The 19267-nt window shown below is 61.9% G+C and carries 17 protein-coding genes; 5 read left to right on the forward strand and 12 right to left on the reverse strand.

Translation table 11 applies throughout. The features are described 5' to 3' along the window. On the forward strand, positions 1-485 hold a 485-nt coding region (locus MOV76_RS31415; RefSeq protein ID WP_247265985.1), incomplete at its 5' end, for an ROK family protein. 51 nt (positions 486-536) lie between these two features. Here MOV76_RS31415 and MOV76_RS31420 read toward each other — a convergent pair. The 10 genes from MOV76_RS31420 to MOV76_RS31465 form a co-directional block, all read right to left on the reverse strand. Beyond that, positions 537-2447 carry a beta-N-acetylhexosaminidase gene (locus tag MOV76_RS31420; RefSeq protein WP_247265986.1) on the reverse strand — a complete coding sequence of 637 codons (1911 nt, stop codon included), beginning with the start codon at positions 2445-2447 and terminating at the stop codon, positions 537-539. A gap of 214 nt (positions 2448-2661) precedes the next feature. Next, entirely contained in the window at positions 2662-5808 is a 3147-nt protein-coding gene (locus MOV76_RS31425) for an efflux RND transporter permease subunit (RefSeq protein WP_130717952.1), read from the reverse strand. 26 nt (positions 5809-5834) lie between these two features. Beyond that, positions 5835-6974: an efflux RND transporter periplasmic adaptor subunit gene (locus tag MOV76_RS31430; protein WP_018447051.1), complete on the reverse strand. Its 1140-nt coding sequence runs from the start codon at positions 6972-6974 to the stop codon at positions 5835-5837. Positions 6975-7023: 49 nt separating this feature from the next. Continuing rightward, the gene (locus tag MOV76_RS31435) at positions 7024-7632 is read right to left on the reverse strand and encodes a TetR family transcriptional regulator (RefSeq protein ID WP_018447050.1); all 609 of its coding nucleotides are present in this window, start codon (positions 7630-7632) and stop codon (positions 7024-7026) included. Between the two features lie 258 nt (positions 7633-7890). After that, complete coding sequence (locus MOV76_RS31440; RefSeq protein WP_247265987.1) at positions 7891-8322, reverse strand: OsmC family protein; 432 nt, start codon at positions 8320-8322, stop codon at positions 7891-7893. A 147-nt stretch (positions 8323-8469) separates the two neighbouring features. Further along, on the reverse strand, positions 8470-9249 hold the full coding sequence (locus tag MOV76_RS31445) for an SDR family oxidoreductase (protein WP_018243669.1): 780 nt from the start codon (positions 9247-9249) through the stop codon (positions 8470-8472). 3 nt (positions 9250-9252) lie between these two features. After that, positions 9253-10140, reverse strand: a complete 888-nt coding sequence (locus MOV76_RS31450; protein ID WP_113543817.1) for an aldose 1-epimerase — start codon at positions 10138-10140, stop codon at positions 9253-9255. Next, positions 10137-11087, reverse strand: a complete 951-nt coding sequence (araH, locus tag MOV76_RS31455; protein ID WP_018243671.1) for an L-arabinose ABC transporter permease AraH — start codon at positions 11085-11087, stop codon at positions 10137-10139. Before araH ends, MOV76_RS31450 begins: the two co-directional genes overlap by 4 nt. 121 nt (positions 11088-11208) lie before the next feature. Continuing rightward, positions 11209-12714 (reverse strand): L-arabinose ABC transporter ATP-binding protein AraG, encoded by a 1506-nt coding sequence (araG, locus tag MOV76_RS31460; RefSeq protein ID WP_028734716.1) that lies wholly within the window; start codon positions 12712-12714, stop codon positions 11209-11211. 69 nt (positions 12715-12783) lie between these two features. Beyond that, entirely contained in the window at positions 12784-13767 is a 984-nt protein-coding gene (locus tag MOV76_RS31465) for an arabinose ABC transporter substrate-binding protein (RefSeq protein WP_247265988.1), read from the reverse strand. Positions 13768-13980: 213 nt separating this feature from the next. On the opposite strand from MOV76_RS31465, the gene MOV76_RS31470 reads away from it, so the two are divergent. From MOV76_RS31470 to MOV76_RS31485, 4 genes are all read left to right on the forward strand, one after another. Beyond that, complete coding sequence (locus MOV76_RS31470; RefSeq protein ID WP_247265989.1) at positions 13981-14736, forward strand: FadR/GntR family transcriptional regulator; 756 nt, start codon at positions 13981-13983, stop codon at positions 14734-14736. 66 nt (positions 14737-14802) lie between these two features. Beyond that, positions 14803-15951 (forward strand): galactonate dehydratase, encoded by a 1149-nt coding sequence (dgoD, locus tag MOV76_RS31475; protein ID WP_018447044.1) that lies wholly within the window; start codon positions 14803-14805, stop codon positions 15949-15951. A gap of 153 nt (positions 15952-16104) precedes the next feature. Beyond that, the gene (locus tag MOV76_RS31480) at positions 16105-16500 is read left to right on the forward strand and encodes a DoxX family protein (protein WP_018447043.1); all 396 of its coding nucleotides are present in this window, start codon (positions 16105-16107) and stop codon (positions 16498-16500) included. An 82-nt stretch (positions 16501-16582) separates the two neighbouring features. After that, positions 16583-17362, forward strand: coding sequence for an SDR family NAD(P)-dependent oxidoreductase (locus MOV76_RS31485; RefSeq protein ID WP_065276808.1), 780 nt, complete (start codon positions 16583-16585; stop codon positions 17360-17362). Positions 17363-17378: 16 nt separating this feature from the next. Here MOV76_RS31485 and MOV76_RS31490 read toward each other — a convergent pair whose 3' ends face one another. Further along, positions 17379-18596, reverse strand: coding sequence for an adenylate/guanylate cyclase domain-containing protein (locus MOV76_RS31490; RefSeq protein ID WP_018447041.1), 1218 nt, complete (start codon positions 18594-18596; stop codon positions 17379-17381). A 63-nt stretch (positions 18597-18659) separates the two neighbouring features. Next, a partial coding sequence (locus MOV76_RS31495) for a substrate-binding domain-containing protein (protein WP_247265990.1) occupies positions 18660-19267 on the reverse strand: 608 nt, incomplete at its 5' end.

The raw sequence follows: 19267 nt of genomic DNA on the forward strand, positions 1-19267 counted from the left end.
ACGAGGCCGGCGGCTTTGCCGGCGAATGGGGCCACGGGCCGATCATCGCATCCGCGGCCGGCAATCCGCCTGTGGCCATTCCCGCCTATGCCTGCGGCTGTGGCCAGAAGGGCTGCGTCGACACTGTCGGCGGCGCCCGCGGCCTGGAGCGACTGCACAAGACGCTGCACGATCTCGACCTTGCCAGCGAGGAGATCATCGCTCAGTGGCGCCGTGGAGAGGAGAGGGCGACACGGACGATCGACGTCTATGTCGATCTCGTCGCCTCGCCCTTGGCGCTGACGATCAACATCACCGGCGCGACCATCGTACCGGTCGGCGGCGGGCTTTCCAATGTCGAGCCGCTGCTTGCCGAACTCGACCACGCCGTGCGCGCCCGCATCCTGCGCAAGTTCGATCGCCCACTGGTGGTGCGCAGCGAATGCCGCTTCGAACCCGGCCTGATCGGCGCAGCGCTTTTGGGGCTGAAGGCCGAGACGGCCTGAAGCAATTCCACGAAAAGTGCGAAGCGATTTTCCATCCGGAATTGCGATTCCTTAAAGCACCGGCCACATCCGCACGATCGCGGCGAAGCGATCCCAGTCCTTACGCACAGAAGGCGTCCAGGCAGCCTCGGCGACCGCCGGGAGACGCGGAAAAACCAGCCGGTTGAAATAGGCGCGCGAGATGAAGTTCTCGGTCCAGATGCAGGCCTGGATGCCGCGCATCTTATCCTGCAGCGCCTCCGGCAACTCGCCCTCGGCCTCGTAAGCATAGGTGTGTTCCGGCGGCGCGTAGCCCGCCCAGGCGGCGCCGGGCTCGGCCCAGGCCTCAGCCTGCGCCATGTCGAGATAATAGGCCTGCCCTGGCGTCATCACCACGTCGTAGCCTTCCTGTGCCAGCTCGATGCCGACGGCGGGCTTTTCCCAGGCCATCAGCAGCGTGCCGTCGCGGTCGACGCCGCCGCCATGCGAGACCTCGTTCCAGCCGGCAAGTTTCCTGCCGCGTTCCGACAGCATGGCTTTGATACGTTTCAGGAAATAGGATTGCAGCTCGGCGGTGCCGGCAAGTTTCTCCCGCTCCATCAGTGCCTTGCAGAGCGGCGAGGACAGCCAGGAGCCATGCGCCACCTCGTCGCCGCCGATATGAAGATATTCGCCGGGAAACAGCGCCACCATTTCGTCGAACACCTTGCCGAGAAATTCATAGGTGAATTCCACCGCCGGATTGAGAGCGTTGTTCGGATAACCCTGCACCGAGCGGTAACTGTCCGGCGCCTCCTGCCCGTCGACGAGCTCGGGCAGTGAGAACAGCGTCGCCATGCTGTGGCCCGGAATATCGATCTCCGGCACCACCTCGATATACAGCGAGGCTGCATGCGCAACGATCCGCCTGGCGTCCTCCTGGGTATAATGGCCGGAGCGCGTTTGCGCCCCGTCGCCGAGCTGCGGCACGAGCACCTCATCCGGCCCGCGCCGGGCGCCGATCTCCGTCAGCGCGGGATAGGCCTTGATCTCCAGCCGCCACGCTTCGTCATCCGTCAGATGCCAATGGAAGATGTTGAGCTTGTTCCAGGCGAGAATATCAATCAGCCGCACGACGTCCGCCACCGGATAGAAGTGCCTGGACACATCGAGATGGCAGCCTCGCCAGTCATAACGCGGCTGGTCGGCGATCGTGCCGAAATTGGGGAATTTGAAGCGCTCGCGATCGGCGCGGGCGCCGTGCAGCAGTTGCGCCAGGCTGATCAGCCCGTATTGCCGCCCGGCTTCATCCGCACTCGAAAGCACGATCTCATGCGCGGTAAAACGCAATTCGTAAGCGACGGCGGCGATCGACGATTCGGTGACGAAACGAATGGCCCGCCCGCCTTCGACGGCATTGAGGGAAAACGGCACATTGTCGGCCGGATAGAGCCGCTGGTAAAGCGCGAGAACCAGCGAGAGCGCCTTGACCGCATCGGGCCGCGTCCGCTCTGCCGGATAAAGGACGACCGGCAGCTCTCCCGCCTTCAGCCCGAGCGCCAGCGGCCAAGGCAGCAGCGAGTAAGGTTCCTCGGCCCGGCCCGGCGGCAGAAGCGGCAAGGCCACGCCGCCATCTCGGCCTTCGAGCATGAGATCGCCGAAACCGACAGGAACGTGGCGCCCGTCGCCGAGTGTCAGATAGGCCGATTTGACGCCGGCCGTCCTATGTTTCGGCTCCCTGGTCAGCCCCTCGACGGTGAACCGCCAGCGCCCGCCCGGCGGCACGCTCAGGCCGCTGGGCGGCAGGAATTCGTGGAAATGTGCGACCTGTCGATTGAGGCTGCCGCCGTCGCAGACATGTTTGTCGGCAACCCGCGTCTCTGATGTATAGGCGAGCAAGAATCTCGACAGTGGCTCGGCCGAAAGATTGAACAGCGTGAAGGTCAGGCGCCCAAAGCTGCCTTCGATCGGGCTCCAGCTTGCTTCCAGATGGTAATCGGCCATGATCGTGCCTTGCCCCGTCAGTTGGTGGTCGGGACCGTGGTTGGTCTCCCGGCATGCTTTCGCAGCTTAGCTTTTTCGAGGGGGCAATGGAATCGGCGCGCAGCTCCAAGACGAAGCAGGCAGTAAAGACTGCGCGGCGCTATAGGCAGCGACGCTGCTTGATGAGTAAGCTGTGATCTGCAAGGAAAACGGCGCGGCTTTCGCCGCGCCGTCCTCACTCAGCTGCCAACGCCGGCGGATGTCTGTCATCCGCCTCTTCCTGGATGGCGTCGGCATGCCGGCCTGGCTCGTCCTTTGCCTTCGGCTCTCGGCCGAAGAAAAGGGCGTAACCGGCGGGCAGAACCAGAATGGTGAGCACGGTCGCAACCAGGATGCCGCCCATCATCGCGTAGGCGAGCGGACCCCAGAAGACACCGCGCGAGATCGGGATCAGCGCCAGCACGGCGGTCAGCGCCGTCAGCATGATCGGCCGGAAACGGCGCACGGCCGCACCGACGATCGCCTCCTGCCGGTGCATGCCGGCCTTGATATCCTGGTCGATCTGGTCGACCAGGATGATCGAATTGCGCATGATGATACCGAGCAGCGCGATGACGCCGAGGATCGCCACGAAGCCGAAGGGCGCGCCGCTGATCAGCAATGCGGCCGCCGCACCGATGATTCCAAGCGGTCCGGTGGCGAGCACCAGCATCGCCTTGCCGAAATGCTGCAGCTGCACCATCAGCAGCACGATGATGACGGCGAGCATGATCGGCGCCTTGGCGGCGATCGACATCTGGCTTTCCGCTGCATCCTCGGCGCCGCCCTGGATCTCGACCTTGTAGCCGGCTGGCAGGCTGTCGCGCAGATCCTTCATGTCGGCATACATCTTCATCACCACGTCGTTCGGCTGCACATCGTCAGGCAACGTGGCGCGCACGGTGATCGTCGGCAGCCTGTCGCGCCGCCATTCGATGCCCTGTTCCATGACGGGCACGACCTTGGCGACCTGCGAGACCGGCACGAAGCCGCCGAAATCCGTCGGGACATAGACCGAGTTGACCGCCGACAGCAGCGAACGGCTGGCATCCGGCTCGCGGGCGACGATCGAAACCGTCTCCTCGCCGTCGCGGAAATCGTCGAGCGCAGCCCCTGACATGGCGGTCTGCAGCATCTGGCGGACACGCTGCGAGGAGACGCCAAGTGCCCGGGCGCGATCCTGGTCGATCACCAGCTTCATCGCCGGCACCTCTTCCAGCCAGTCGTCATGGATGGCGCCGAGCATTGGATTGGCCTGGAAGCGCGCCTTTACCTGGTTGGCGATCTCCCTGACTTCCTGGCGGTCAGGCCCCATGACGCGCATCTGCACCGGCCAGCCGGTCGGCGGACCGAGGAAGAGGCGGTCGACCTTGCCGCGAATATCGGGGAAGTCTTCCGCAAGGATCGTCCGCAGCTTGACGATCAGCCGCTCGCGCGCCGGTTCGTCGTTGGCCATGACGAGCAGCTGGGCGAAGTTCGGATTGCGCAGCTGCTGGTCGAGCGGCAGGAAGAAGCGCGGCGCGCCTTCGCCGATATAGGTAGCGATGAACCGCTTGTCGGGATCATCCATCATCTTGGCTTCGAGCGCCTTTGCCTGCACCTCGACTTCCTTGATGCTGGTGCCCTCGGGCAGCCAGAGATCGACGAGGATTTCCGGCCGCGAGGATTGCGGGAAGAAATTCTGCGGAATGAACTGGAAGGCCCAGAGGCTGGTGACGAAGGTGCCGAGCGTCAGCAGCAGCACGATGACGCGGTGGCGCACCGCCCAGCTGACCGTGCCGCGCAGCCGGCGATAGAAGCCGGTGTCGAAGGCGTCGCGATGCTCGCCGGCGTGATGGCGCTGCTTGAGGATCATATAGCCGAGCCACGGCGTGAAGTAGACCGCGACGAACCACGAGGTGACAAGCGCGATGCCGACGACGTAGAACAGCGAGCGCACATATTCGCCGGCCGTCGAGGCGGCGAAGCCGACCGGAATGAAGCCGGCCGTGGTGATCAGCGTGCCGGTCAGCATCGGGAAGGCAGTCGAGGAATAAGCGAAGCTTGCCGCGTCGATCTTGACGAGCCCCTCCTCCAGCTTTCGCTCCATCATCTCGACGACGATCATTGCATCGTCGACAAGCAGGCCGAGCGCGATGATCAGTGCGCCGAGCGAGATGCGCTGCAGGTCGATGCCGAGTTCGTACATCAGCGCAAAGGTGGCGGCCAGCACGAGCGGAATGGCAATAGCGATGACGAGGCCCGATCGCCAGCCGATCGACACAAACGAGACGACGAGCACGATGATGAGAGCTTCGCCGAGTGCATGCATGAATTCGCTGACCGCATCGGTCACCACGTCCGGCTGGTTGGCGATCTGATCGACGGCGACGCCGTAGGGCAGCGCCTCTTCGAAACGCTGATAGGTCGCTTCCACGCCCTTGCCGACATCGGTTACGTTAAAGCCCTTGGCCATCACGACGCCGACCTGAACGCTGTCGTGGCCGTTGAAACGGTACTTGCGCTGGTAGGGATCTTCGAGCCCGGAACTGACGGTGGCGATATCGCCGAGGCGCGTGACCTGGCCGCCGGCGCGAAGGCGCAGCTCGCGGATATCGGCCGCCTTCTTCACGTCGCCTTCGACCGATATGCGCACCGAGCGCAGGCCGGTATCGACGGAGCCGGCCGGATCGACATTATTCTGGCCCTTGATGGCGTTCTGCAGATCGAGGATCGTCAGGCCGCGCTCGGCGAGCGCCTTCGACGAGACGTCGATATAGATCTTCTCAGGCTGGTCGCCGATGATGACGGCCTTTTCGACGCCCGGCGTCGTCAGTAGCATGTCGCGCGCCTGGATCGCGAACTTCTTCAGTTCCGGATAGGAATAGCCGTCGCCGCTGATCGAATGCAGCGTGATGAACGTATCGCCGAACTCGTCGTTGAAATAGGGGCCGAGCAGGCCCTGCGGCAGCTCGCTGGAGATGTCGCCGACCTTCTTGCGCACCTGGTAGAAGGCATCCGCCACTTCTTGCGAATTCGTGTCGCCCTTGACCTGCAATGTGATGATCGCACTGCCTGCCCGCGTATAGGACTTGACCCAGTCGATATGCGGTGTTTCCTGCAGCTTGCGCTCGATCTTGTTGACGACCTGATCTTCCATTTCCTGGATGGAAGCACCCGGCCAGATCGCCTGAACGACCATGACGCGGAAGGTGAATTCCGGATCCTCGCGCTGGCCCATGCGCATCAGCCCGAGCACGCCGGTGATGATGATCAGCCCGAAGAGGAAGCGGGCGATGCTTGGATGTCCGATCGCCCAGCGCGACAGATTGAAGGGCCGCTTTTCGGTGGTGGTGGCGTCCATGGTCCTGTTCTCTCTTTATGGCGCGTTCAGCGAACGGTCTGGTCGGTGGCAGCCAGGGCCGACTGCTGGTCCGGCACCTTCACCTTCAGGTTTTCGCTCATGAACTGCGTGCCGGCCGAAACGACGAGATCGCCGGTATCGAGACCCTCGGTCACATGCACGCCGTCGCCGGTGAAATCGGCGACCTTGATGTCGCGGCCATGCACGGTCGCCGTGTCGCGGTCGACGGTCCAGACCATCTGCTTGCCGTCCTTTTCAGCCAGGGCACTGAGCGGGATCGAGACATAGCTGTTGCCGTTGCTGACATCGGCCTCGATCGTCGCCGTCATGCCGAGCAAAACGCGCGGATCGTTCGGCAGGCTCACCCGGACCGCAAAGGTGCGCGACTGCTGGTCGGCGCTTCCGGAAACCTCCCGCACCTTGCCGTCGAGCACCAGCCTGTCGTCGGCCCAGAAGCTTGCCTTGACTGTTTTGCCCGGCTTGAATTCCGCAATGTCATTTTCCGGAACGGCGATCTGCACTTCCTTTTCGCCGTCGACGGCAACGGCGACGACGGGAGTGCCCGACGCAACGACTTGGCCGACATCGGCATTGATCGTCGTGACAATCCCGTTGTGGTCGGCCTTCAGCTCCGCATAACTCACCTGGTTCTTCGCCTGATCGAGTGCCGAGACGGCGGCATCGCGGCTTGAAACGGCCTGATCGTAACTGAGCGAGGCTTGCTCGAGCTGGGATTTCGGCGAAACATTCTTGTCGAAGAGCTGCTGATTGCGCTTGTTCACGAGATCGGCGGTTTCGACGCCTTTTTCAGCGGCTGCCAGATTGGCTTCCGCCGTCTTGACCGCCAGCTGGTAATCGGTGGAGTCCATCCGAGCGAGCACGTCGCCCGGCTTCACCTTGTCGCCGATATCCACGAGGCGTTCGGTGATCTTGCCAGCAACGCGAAAGCCGAGGTTCATCTCCGTACGCGCCTTGACCGAGCCGGAATAGTCGAGCTTGCGGGTGTCGCCGGCCTTGGCGATCTCGACGACCTTCACCGGACGGATGACTTCCTTAACCTCAGCCTTCTCTTCCGAGCAGGCGGAAACGCCGATACCGATGGCGCCGACGAGCACGAGACTGGCGACGGACGGCATGCGATGGCTGAGGGTCTTGAGCGAAAACATCTTCCGCACTCCTGGATCGTTTCGGGGTTCCGACGGCGGCTGCCGTCCATTATTTCTTCAGCGCCCTGATCACGTAGTCGATCAGTTCGTCGACGCTTGCGCGGTTCGTTTTGGCAAGACATTGCGCCACCATCTGCGGATGGCAGAGATTGATCGTCGCGGCACCGAAGCAGCGCGAGGCAACGACCGGGTCCTGCTCGGCGAATTCCCCGGCTGCAATGCCTTCGGCGATGATTTCGGCAATGAGATCATGAACACGGTCGATATGCTTTTCGATGACATGCCAGTCGCGCTCGATCGCGACGATGATCATCTCGTGCACCTTCATCTCGTCGAGCATCAGATCGAGCGTCAACTGATGTTGGGTCTCGACATAGCGGCGCAGCCGCTCGCTGGCGCTGATCGGCTGATGGCGGATGTCGTAGGCGATTTGATAAGCGGTGGCGAGCATGCGCCCGCAGAGCGCCTGGTGGATTTCCACCTTGGAGGCGAAGAAACGATAAATATTGGCGGGCGACATGCCGAGATCGCGGGCAATGTCGGCCACCGTCGTCTTGCTGTAGCCGTAGTGCCGAAACAGCCGTTCGGCCGCGTCGAGAATGCGTGTGACATTCTCCTGCCGGGTGACATCGAGCGTGTTTTCCGCGATCTCGTCCATGACTTTCGATGCCTCGACTTACGACTGACGAATTTTGAATTTCGTCAGTCGTAAAATATCAGGCGTCACTTGTCAACATCCCGGAGCGCAGCGAAGCTTCAGGTCAGCTGCGTGGGGGCGATCGGTTGATGCAGCCGGTGGGCCGCGTTCGTTGAACGTGGGGGATTTTCTGGAGCGGCTGAACAATGAACATCGCGCAACTGAGAAGTGCCGCGACGCGAACGCGCGCGGCACCTCATCGCCGGCAGAGCAGGGAAATCAGACGATCTTGACGTCGAGTGTGATCGGAACCGAGGCAAGCGCCTTGGAAACCGGGCAGCCGGCCTTTGCCTTGTTGGCGAGTTCGGTGAAGGTCGCCTCATCGGCACCGGGAATACGGCCGGAGAGCAAAAGATGAATGGCGGTGATAGCAAAGCCGCCCTCGACGCTTTCGAGCGTTACTTTGGCAGAGGTTTCCATATGCTCGGCGGTAAAGCCGGCTTCACCGAGGATCAACGACAGCGCCATGGTGAAGCAGCCGGCATGGGCGGCACCGATCAGTTCTTCCGGGTTGGTGCCGGCGACGCCTTCGAAGCGGCTCGCAAAGCCGTAGGGATAATCCTTCAGGGCGCCGCTCTGCGTCGAGATCAGGCCTTTTCCGTCCTTGAGGCCACCGGTCCAATGAGCCGAAGCCGTACGATTGATCTGCATGCCGTCCTCCTGTTTTCGATTGTGCTTTCAGAAAGCGGCAGGGGCCGCTCCATGCCTGCGGGAGATCAGATAGCCTTCCCGATGGGCAATATAATGCTCTATCCCGAGAAGACGACAGGCTTGTAAAAATAGCGGGATCGAAGCCCTTCAAGCGGGATGCTGCAGCACGCTGAGGCCGCCGTCGATCGTCAGGCAGGTGGCATTGATGAACGGGCACTCGTCTGAGATCATGAACACGGCCGCCATGGCAATCTCCTCCGGCGTCGCGATGCGCCCGCCGGGATGCAGTTTCATCGTCTCGGCCCTTGCCGCCTCCGGATCGGGAAAGCTGTTCCAGTAATCGATCACCTTCTGCGTCGAGACATAGCCCGGCGCCAGCGCGTTCACCCGGATATTGCGGGCCGCATATTCGAGCCCCAGGGATTTTGTCATCCCGAGCAGCGCGTGTTTTGCCAGCGGATAGGGAAATGTGTGCGGGATGATCGTGAAGGCATGCGTTGAGGCGATGTTGAGGATGACGCCGCCACCCTGTTCGATAAGGCCCGGCAGCACCGCCTTGCAGCAGTTCCATGCGCCCTTGAGATTGATGTCGAAGCAGCGGTTCCATTCCTCGTCCGTCGTCGCGAGCGGTTCGGCAAAGACATTGACCCCGGCATTGTTGACGAGCGCGTTCAGCTGTCCGATCTCTTCATTCGCCTGAGCGACCAACGTCGTGATCGTTCCGGCATCGGTAATATCGGCCGGCAGATAACCGAGCCGGCCGCCGCTGCGCTGGAGCTCTTTCGCCGCCTGCGCCAGCAGCGCCCCATCGCGATCGACGAGAAAGACGGCGGCATCCTCCCGCATGAAAGCCTTCGCCATCGCAAGGCCGATACCCTGCGCAGCACCGGTTATCAGGATGTTCTTGCCCTGCAGACGGCTGCTCATCTATCACCCCTTCGGTTGAACCGGCAACGTCGACATCAGGATCGTCACTGTGCCGGCAAGCGCCTCACCTGGCGCAAGCGGCGTGAGCCCACCGAAATCAGGAAGGTGATGCCCGTTCGGCAGATGGCTCATCGGCTCGAGGCAGAAGAAATCGCTCCGGTTGACCGGCATATACAGCATGAAGCGATCGAGCGCACCGTCGGCTTCCAACGCCGCCCGGATTCCAAGTTCCGGCCAGGTGATAACAGCCCGCCCATTCCAACCCTCGAAGGCATTGTTCATCCATCTCTGCGGTAAAAGCGTCTCAGATCTGAAATCGAAATAACCAGGCACAGGGCCAGGCATCTCTGGCAGATGGTCCGGCCGCTCGCTCCAATAGCGATCGGCAGCAATCGCCAGTCGTGTCTTTGGCGTGCGCGCGAAGAAGGGATGTTGACCGAGCCCGAAGGGAAGAGCCGTATCGCCGCGGTTTTCCACGGAAAGCCTCAGCACCAGTGCATCGCCGGCGAGACGGAGCTCTTGCCGCGTAAGATAGGCATAAGGTGAAACCCTGTCGGCGCTGCGGGAAAAGCAGAACTGCGCATGCTCCGCGCTGGCGTCTTCAAGCTGCCAGAGGCTGAGCCAGCCGTCACCGTGGAGATAGAGCGGATCGGAAGCATTCGGTTGGAAGCCATAGTCGCGTCCGGCAAAGGACATGGTGTTGCCTTCCACGCGATTGCCGAACGGCACCATCGCGAAATTCGCCATCGCTCCCTCCGGCCCGCCGGCCGCCACGAGAAAGGGCATGCCGCGATAAGTCGCGGCGGTGACGGCGGCACCCCGACGGCTGACCCGGACGGAGAGATCGCCGTGCCTCAGTTCGATGTCGTCCCCGGCTCGTCCTTGGTTCATCCACGTCGCCCCGCAGCCGAAGACCTCAAATTGTCGAGCAGCACTGCGATCAGCAGGATCAGCCCCCGCACGACATACTGATAGAACGCCTGGATATTCAAGAGGTTCATGACGTTTTCGGCAATGCCCATGATCAGCACGCCGACGATGACACCGCTCATCGCCGCTCGGCCGCCGGCCAGCGAAACACCGCCGAGAACGCAGGCCGAAATCACCGAAAGCTCAAGCCCCGTCGCCGCATTCGGCTGGCCGGAAGTGATGCGCGAGGCAAGCAGGATGCCGGCAATGCCGCAGACGAGCCCCTGCAGCGCAAAGATCCAGATGCGCATGTTGACGACGTTGACGCCGGCAAGCCGCGAGGCTTCCGGATTGCCACCGATCGCCAGCGTGTTCTTGCCGAAGACGGTGCGGTTGAGCACGAACCCGAAGAGGATGAAAAGGATCAGCATGATCCAGATCGGCGTCGGCACGGTCAGGAAGCGCGACAGAGCAAGCTGGTAGAAATCGGGATCGTTGATGCCGACGGCGCGGCCATCGGACGCGATCAGCGCCAGCCCGCGCACGATCTGCATGGTCGCAAGCGTGGTGATCAGTGCATTGACCCGAAAACGCGCAATGACGATACCATTGACGAGGCCGACGACGGCGCCGCAAAGCAGGGCGGCGAGCAGCCCGACGGGAATGGAGCCTGTCGCATTCGAGACCATCACCGCGATCATGCCGGAGAAGGCGACGATCGATCCGACCGAAAGGTCGAAATCGCGGGATGCCAGGCAGAACATCATCGTGCAGGCGACGATGCCGATCGTGACGACCGATTGCAGCAGCCCCAGCATGTTTCGCTCGGTCAGGAAGTTCGGAACGAAGAGCGAGACAATCACGAAGGCGGCAGCGAAGATCACCACCAGCCCCTGTTCGCCGAGAAGGATTTTTTTCAACGAATTCATCGTCCGTATATTCCTGGTCCTAGAGCAATTTCAGGAAAAGTGCGAAGCGGTTTTCCGTCCGGAATTGCGTAAAAACAAAAAGTTAGAGCGGTTCTGCGTTTCTATGAAAAGCTGAACCGCTCTAAATGGTGCCTGCGGCATTCTTGTCGGGAAGCGCTGCCGTTAGGATGTTGCGCTCGCCGAAATCCTGGCGGGTGACATTGGCCGCCACCCTGCCCTGGCACATCACCATGATGCGATCGGAAATGCCCATGACTTCGGGCAACTCGCTTGATATCACCACGATCGCCATGCCGCCGGCCGCAAGCTCGTAGAGGATTTCGTAGATTTCCGATTTCGCCCCGACATCGATGCCGCGTGTCGGCTCGTCGATGACCAGGACCTTGATGCCCTGCTCGGACAACCAGCGGCCGAGAATGACCTTCTGCTGGTTGCCGCCCGAGAGGTTGATGATGTCCTGCTTGCGCGAGGGCGTCCGCACCCGAAGCTTGGCGATGAAGCGGTCCGCCAACGCCGCCTCTTGCCTCGGGCTCAGAATGCCGAAAGGCGAAAAATGCCGGCGCGACGAGATCGCGATATTCTCCTCGATCGATCGCCCTTGGACGATGCCGTCGAACTTGCGGTCCTCGGGGCAAAGCACCATGCCGGCATTGATCGCCGCTTTCGGATTGTTCGGCGCAACGGCTACGCCGTCGATCGTGACCTGGCCCTGATGTCTGGTGTCGGCGCCGTAAAGCAGCCGCGCCATCTCGCTGCGGCCGGCGCCAATCAGGCCGAAGAAACCGAGAATTTCGCCCTGGCGGACGGAAAAGCTGATCGGATGACGCAGCCTCGGCCCCGACAGGCCCTTGACCTCCAGCCGTACGTCGCCGAGCGCGCGTTCGCGCCATCCCCAGACATTGCTGATCTCGCGTCCGACCATTTCCGAGATGATCTGCTCGCGCGTGGTTTCGGCGATCTGAGGATGGTGGGCGGCAAGTTTGCCGTCGCGCAGCACCGTCAGGCTGTCGCAAAGGCGGAAGATCTCGTCGAGGCGATGGGAGACGTAGAGAATGACCGTTCCCTTCGCCTTCAGCCTGTCGATGAGCGAAAACAGGATTTCGCTTTCGCGGGAGGAAAGCGAGGAGGTCGGCTCGTCGAGCGCAATCACCCGCGCATCGAGCATGACGGCCTTGGCGATCTCGACCATCTGCCGCGCACCGATCGAAAGCGAGGCGACCTTGGCCGACGGATCGACATCGATGCCGATCTCCTCGAGCTTCGACCGCACCGTCTCGATCAGCGCCTTCGAATGGATGACACCGCCCTTGGCCGGAAAGCGTCCGAGCCAGAGATTTTCGGCGACCGTCAACTCTGGAACGAGTTGCAGTTCCTGATGGATGACGATGACGCCGGCATGGAAGGCGTCGCGGACGGAGCCGTATTTCTGCTCCTCGCCGTCGATGAGGATGTTGCCGCGATCGGCGGCCTGATCGCCCGACAGTACCCGGATCAGCGTCGATTTACCGGCACCGTTTTCGCCCATCAGGCCATGGACGGCGCCCTTCTCGACCGTGAAGGAAACATTCGCCAGCGCCTGCACGCCGGGATAACCCTTGGAGATATTGCTGAATTCGAGGAAAGCCATCTTCGCTCCGTCGAGAAAGACCGGCGGCACGCTACGCGGCCGCCGGACGATATCATCTTGGAAGGACGATCACTCGATGCCAAGATCCTTGCGGACCTTTTCGTAATCGTCGCGCAGCGCCAGGGAACCCGAGGTCAGCGTCAGCTTTGCCGGCTCCTTGTCGTTGGCAATCCAGTCGTACATGTTGAGCGCCGTTTCGTAGCCGTGACGCTTCGGCGAGATGATGACGGTGCCGAAGAAGCCCGTTGCCGCCGGCTTCTTGAATTCATTGATCGCCGATTCCGCACCGCCGATGCCGACACCGATGACGTTGGCGGCCGGAATGCCGACCGATTCGGATGCGCGGACGGCGCCGAGGACGGCTTCATCGTTGAGGCCGAAGGCGACCCAGTATTTCACGTCGGCATGCTTGTTGAGAACGGTGGTCGCCGCGTTGAGCGCTGCTTCCGTATCCGTCTTCGCCTGTGGCGCATCATAGATGTTTTCGGCCGGGAAACCGGCGGACTTCAGCGCAGAGATCGCACCTTCGACGCGGTCGACGGCGGTCGGCAGCTGGTCATAGGAGACCCGCACGGCGCCGACATTCTTCATGTCCCAGCCGCGCTTCTTGATTTCGTCGACGATCGCCTGGCCGACGGTCTCGCCGATCTTGGTGGCTGAAATGCCCATATGCGGCACGTCTTCCAGCGGCTTGCCGTCGGCGCTGACGAGGCGGTCGTCGACCGTCATCAGCTTCAACTGGTTGGCTTCGGCCTTGGCGACGATGCCGGGGCCGAGCTTGACGTCGGGCGTGCAGATGATGAAGCCCTGCGCACCCTGAGCGCCGAGATTGTCGATCGCCGATTGGACCTTCTCGCCGTCTTCGGCGCCGATCTTGACGACGGTGAAGCCTTTTTCCTTGGCGGCCTGGTCGGCGAATTTCCATTCGTCCTGGAACCACGGCTCCTCAGGCTGCTTGACGATGAACCCTATCTTGACGTCCGCGGAAAATGCCGAGCCGGCTGCCAGAATGGCGAAAGTGCCAGCCAGAATGGCTGCTTTGAACAAGCGCATGTCTCTCTCCCTAAACTCTCAAAAACCGAGCAGCTGCCTCCCAGGCAACGTCCAATGAATTATGACAAATCATCATACCAGTCAATTGCCAATGTATGATGATTGGAATAATAGGATTATTGACGAGATGCTGGGAGGAAGCGTCGCAAAGCGGATCGAATTCGGATAATCAGGTTCGATTGCCTAGCACGCGAGACAGAGCGGAGAGGTGAGTTGGAAACAATCGAGCGACAGAGCGGGGCCGAAAGCCGCCGCATCGAGCGCCGCCCGCGCGTACGCCGCAACGTCACGGCGGCGATCGCTCAGGATATCTGTGCGGACCGCTATCCTGCGGGCTCGCCGCTGCCCCGCGAGAACGATCTCTGCGAACTCTACGGCGTCAGCCGCACCGTCATTCGCGAATCGCTGAAAGTGCTGGAATCCAAAGGCCTTGTCCGTGGCAAGCCACGCATCGGAACCACCGTCTGCGATAAGGACGACTGGAATATCCTCGACGCTGACGTACTTGAATGGATGGGTCCCTATATCAAGGATTTCGACCTGCTCGGCTGCATTCTCGAAGCCCGCCGCACCATCGAGCCGGCAGCCGCCGAATATGCCGCCGAGCGCGCCAGCGCCCAGGAGATCGCCGATCTCGACAATGCCTGGCGGCAGATGCGCGACAGCGCCCGCGACCCGGAAAGCTTCACCGATGCCGACGTCATGTTCCACACGGTGCTGCTCACCGCCAGCCACAATCAGGTCTTCCGCCGCCTGTCGAGCGCCATTCACGCGGCGCTGAAATATGCGCTGCATGCCTCCAATATCGGCGTCGAGAATCGCGAGGATGCGGTGCTCGTTCACGGTCAGTTGGTCGAGGCCCTGCGCATGCGCAACAAGGCGGGAGCCCGTGAATGCGCCAACCGCATGCTCGATCTTGCGGTGCGCGATCTAGCCGCCGCCGAAAAAGCGATCGGCAGAACGAAATGACCGATCACCACAAATCTGCGAACGCGCCGTCGATCGCAAACCCGGGAAGAGACTGAAAGAATAGCGATGAAGATCACCAAACTCACCACCTATATCGTTCCCCCGCGCTGGTTGTTTTTGAAGGTCGAGACCGACGAGGGCATCATTGGCTGGGGCGAACCGGTCGTCGAAGGCCGTGCGCTCACCGTTCAGGCCGCCGTCCATGAGCTGGAAGACTACCTGATCGGCAAGGATCCTTTCCTCATCGAAGACCACTGGACCGTGATGTATCGCGGCGGCTTCTATCGCGGCGGCGCCGTCCACATGAGCGCGATCTCGGGCATCGACCAGGCGCTGTGGGACATCAAGGGCAAAGCGCTCGGCCAGCCGATCCACTCCCTGCTCGGTGGCCAGCTCCGCGACCGTATCAAGGTCTATTCCTGGATTGGCGGCGACCGTCCTTCGGATGTCGCCAACAATGCCAAGGAGGTGGTTGCCCGTGGCTTCAAGGCGATCAAGCTCAATGGCTGCGAGGAAATGCAGATCGTCGACACCAACGAAAAGGTGGAGAAGGCGGTCGAGACCATCGCCGCCATCCGCGAGGCGATCGGCCCGCATATCGGCATCGGCGTCGATTTCCACGGCCGCGTGCACAAGCCGATGGCGAAGGTTCTCGCGAGGGAGCTCGACCCCTACAAGCTGATGTTCATCGAAGAGCCGGTGCTTTCCGAAAACAGGGAAGCGCTGCGCGATATCGTCAACCATACCTCGACGCCGATCGCGCTCGGCGAGCGGCTCTTTTCGCGCTGGGACTTCAAGCAGGTTCTGTCAGACGGCTACGTCGACATCATTCAGCCGGATCTCTCCCATGCCGGCGGCATCACCGAATGCCGCAAGATCGCGGCGATGGCCGAAGCCTATGACGTGGCGCTGGCGCCGCATTGCCCGCTGGGCCCCATCGCGCTCGCCGCCTGCCTGCAGGTCGATGCCGTCAGCTATAACGCCTTCATCCAGGAACAGAGCCTCGGCATCCACTACAACAAGGGCAACGACATCCTCGATTACATCTCCAACAAGGAGGTGTTCCACTATGCCGATGGTTTCGTCTCGATCCCGCAGGGTCCGGGTCTCGGCATCGAGGTCGACGAGGCCTATGTCATCGAGCGCGCGAAGGAAGGTCATCGCTGGCGCAACCCGATCTGGCGGCACGCCGACGGCAGCTTCGCCGAATGGTGAGAGCGCATAACCCCGAAAATCGGAACCGACTTTCGGACAGGATTATGCGCAATTCAAAGTAATAGGGTCGCGCAAGCGACCCTTTTTCAATCCCCGTGTAGGATATCACGTGTCCTGTCCGTCATAGTGGAAGCTCAAAGAGGAGATTTCAGAATGGCCAGAGCAATTGCAATCATCGTCGCCCGCATCATCTTCAGTTTCATCTTTTTCATGGCCGCCGGCTTCAAGTTCGCCGATATCGGCGCGACGGCAGGCTATATCACCGCCGCCGGCTTTCCGATGGCGACGTTCCTTACCTGGATCGCCGCCTTCTTCGAGATCGCACTGGCGCTCGCCTTTATATCAGGAGCCTTCTTCACCGAGGCCAGCCTGCTCGCAGGCATCTATGTGATCTTCCTCGCTTTCGCCTTCCACGGCCCATCCCATTGGCAGCAGAACCAGGCCGAGTTCGGTTTCTTCATCGATCACTTTACCTTCCTCGCCGGACTGCTCTTTGCGGCGGTCCACGGGCCGGAGAAATGGGCGTTGAAGCAAACGCTTCTAAGATAACTGCGACGACCCGCCTCCTTCCGGAACCAACTGCCGCGCCGAACAGTTGGCATGTCGGCAAAACGGCAAGGAGAGCCCGCCCATGGAGCTGAAGGGAAAAGTCGCATTGGTGACAGGCGCCGGTTCGGGCATCGGCAAAGCGGCCGCGTTGCGGCTCGCCGCCGAGGGTGCAAGGGTCGCAGCATTGAGCCGCACCGACGACGAGGTCGAAAAAACTTGCGCCGAGATCAAGGCCGCCGGCGGCCAGTCGATCGCGTTGACGGCAGATACCAGCGACGAAGCTCAAATGCGGGGCGCGGTGGAGCAACTGACCAACACTTTCGACGGCCTCGACATCGTTGTCGCCAATGCGGGGATCAACGGTGTCTGGGCGCCGATCGACGATCTGAAACCGGAAGAATGGGACAAGACGATCGCCGTCAATCTGCGCGGCACCTACCTCACCCTGCATCTGACGGTTCCGCATCTGAAGCGCCACGGCGGTTCGATCATCGTCGTCTCCTCGATCAACGGCACCCGCACCTTCACCACGCCGGGCGCCACCGCCTACACCGCAACCAAGGCGGGCCAGGTCGCCATCATCCAGCAGCTCGCCCTCGAACTCGGCCGACATGGCATCCGCGTCAATGCCGTCTGCCCGGGCGAGATCGAGACCAATATCGGCGCCAATACCGACAGCCGCCATCGCGAGGAGACGGAGGTTCCGGTCATTTGGCCGCAGGGGGATATCCCGATCGCCGGCGGCAAGGCCGGCAAGAGCGAGGATGTCGCCGAAACCATCCTTTTTCTCGCATCCGAGCGCGCCCGACACATCACCGGTACGCCGATCTGGATCGACGGCGGCCAGGGTCTGTTGCGATAGCCTTGCAGTCAGGAACTCAGCTGTTCAGCCGGGCGCTGTCGAGAGTATACAGTTCCTGCGCGCGCTGCACGCCGCGCAAAGCATAGCGTCCGACGCAGGCGAGTGCGGTACGCTGCTGCTCCGGTATCGCCGCGGCGAAATCGGAGGAGATCAACAGGTTGAGATCGACGGAACGACACATCGAGGCGATCCGGCTGACCTCGTTGACGGCGGGTCCGATGACGGTGAAGTCCAACCGGTCCTGGCTGCCGATATTGCCGTAGAAGACATCGCCGATATGCAGGCCGATATAGACGTCGGTCGTCGCCCGGCCGTCGGCCGCACGCGCGGCATTCAGCGTGGTGAGCTTTTCCCGCAGCAACGATTCGGCGCTCAGCGCCGCACGACACGTCTCCGCCGGCACCTCGCCCTTAAAGATGGCGAGCACACCGTCGCCGATCAGCTTCAGCACGTTGCCGCCGGACTCGTGGACCGCTGTGATCACCGCCTCGCTATAGTCGTTGAGCAGCGGGATGATCTCCTCCGGAGGCACGCTGTCGGAGATCTTGGTGTAGTTCAGCAGATCGGAAAACCAGAGGGCCGCGGAAATCCGCTCCGATTTGCCGCGGCTGATCTTGCCTTCCATGACCTGGCGCGCGGCGTCCTCACCGAGATAGACCTCGGCGATGGTGCGGGCGATACGTCCAAGCGCGATGCATTTGATCGCCAGCCCCAACACCGGCACCAGCTTGCGCAGGATGGCGAGGTCGTGATCGGAAAAGCCCTCAGGATGTTTCGTCGCGAAATGCGAGAAGAAGCAATCCATCTCGCCGATCGTGCCAGCCTCGGAAAAACGATGCATCATCGCCACGAAATCCGTGTGGCCGGCTTCAGCGATCGTATCGAGCATAGAGAAATCGATCGGATCGCCGAAACCGAGACGCCGGCGGATCTCCCGCTCGTTGCGAGACCAAAGATGATAGAAGGCCGAACGCTGCCAGTTCGACGCCGCTTCCCCCGAGATCGTCGGACCATATTCGAACTCGGTCTGGATCTCCTCGACGCTGTCCCATCGGAAGGCTCGGCCCTCATGCACCGGATGCAGCGTATCCATCAGCGCCAGACCGCGGTCGAGCGGCAGGCCGGCATCCCGGCAAGCCGAGCAGAAGCCGGTCATCAGCTCGGCTTCCGAAGCGCCCTTCAGTCCCTGCTCCGTGATCCAGGCTGCAATCGTGCTGACGTCGCTGTAATCCATGTTCCACCTTCACCCGTGCCAAATCTGTAGCCCGAATTCGGCATGGAAGGAAAGCCAATTGGCTCAGTCGCCCGCAGGCATATTGTAAGGCGTGACGATTTCGACTGATGAAAGCGAGGCCGGAACCGTTCGCGGCAATGCAGTCGCGCGGCTCATGATCGCCCTGAAGGCCGAGCGCGCATCAGTCCTGAGATCGTGGTGCAGCACGAAGCCGATCCGGCGCGCCGCAAGCAAGGCGCGGTTGTCCGCATCGAGATCATGGGCAACGAAAACGCGGACGGGACGTTTGGCCGCGTCGAAGGCCGCAAGCACCGCCCGGTTGCCGCCGCCGATCGAATAGACGGCGTTGATGGCGGGGTCGGCCGCAAGCGCTGCCGCGGCAAGCGTTCCCGTCGCGGCATCGGTGCCGTGCCCCTCGCTGATTTCGGTAATGCCGATGGCGGGATAACGAGCGCGGATGACCCGGCGGAAGCCGATTTCGCGCTCCTCCTCGCCGCGGAACCGTCCGCTCGACAGCGTTACCAGCACCTTGCCGCCATCAGTCCCGAGAAATTCACCGATCAGATAGGCGGCCGTCTCTCCTGCCGCCCGGTTGTCGGCGCCGGCATAGGCGATGCGGGCCGAATTCGGCAAGTCGGTCACCAGCGTCACCACGGGAATGCCGGCGGCAT

Origin of the sequence: Rhizobium sp. PRIMUS64 (assembly GCF_023006465.1) — a bacterium.
In the GTDB taxonomy this organism is placed as follows: domain Bacteria; phylum Pseudomonadota; class Alphaproteobacteria; order Rhizobiales; family Rhizobiaceae; genus Rhizobium; species Rhizobium leguminosarum.

Coding starts and splice junctions, on each gene's coding strand:
- MOV76_RS31485 (WP_065276808.1), top strand. CDS start 16,583: ATGGAGCTGAAGGGAAAAGTCGCATTGGTGACAGGCGCCGGTTCGGGC.
- araG (WP_028734716.1), bottom strand. CDS start 12,714: ATGGCTTTCCTCGAATTCAGCAATATCTCCAAGGGTTATCCCGGCGTG.
- MOV76_RS31490 (WP_018447041.1), bottom strand. CDS start 18,596: ATGGATTACAGCGACGTCAGCACGATTGCAGCCTGGATCACGGAGCAG.
- MOV76_RS31465 (WP_247265988.1), bottom strand. CDS start 13,767: ATGCGCTTGTTCAAAGCAGCCATTCTGGCTGGCACTTTCGCCATTCTG.
- MOV76_RS31480 (WP_018447043.1), top strand. CDS start 16,105: ATGGCCAGAGCAATTGCAATCATCGTCGCCCGCATCATCTTCAGTTTC.
- MOV76_RS31430 (WP_018447051.1), bottom strand. CDS start 6,974: ATGTTTTCGCTCAAGACCCTCAGCCATCGCATGCCGTCCGTCGCCAGT.
- dgoD (WP_018447044.1), top strand. CDS start 14,803: ATGAAGATCACCAAACTCACCACCTATATCGTTCCCCCGCGCTGGTTG.
- araH (WP_018243671.1), bottom strand. CDS start 11,087: ATGAATTCGTTGAAAAAAATCCTTCTCGGCGAACAGGGGCTGGTGGTG.
- MOV76_RS31425 (WP_130717952.1), bottom strand. CDS start 5,808: ATGGACGCCACCACCACCGAAAAGCGGCCCTTCAATCTGTCGCGCTGG.
- MOV76_RS31420 (WP_247265986.1), bottom strand. CDS start 2,447: ATGGCCGATTACCATCTGGAAGCAAGCTGGAGCCCGATCGAAGGCAGC.
- MOV76_RS31450 (WP_113543817.1), bottom strand. CDS start 10,140: ATGAACCAAGGACGAGCCGGGGACGACATCGAACTGAGGCACGGCGAT.
- MOV76_RS31440 (WP_247265987.1), bottom strand. CDS start 8,322: ATGCAGATCAATCGTACGGCTTCGGCTCATTGGACCGGTGGCCTCAAG.
- MOV76_RS31445 (WP_018243669.1), bottom strand. CDS start 9,249: ATGAGCAGCCGTCTGCAGGGCAAGAACATCCTGATAACCGGTGCTGCG.
- MOV76_RS31435 (WP_018447050.1), bottom strand. CDS start 7,632: ATGGACGAGATCGCGGAAAACACGCTCGATGTCACCCGGCAGGAGAAT.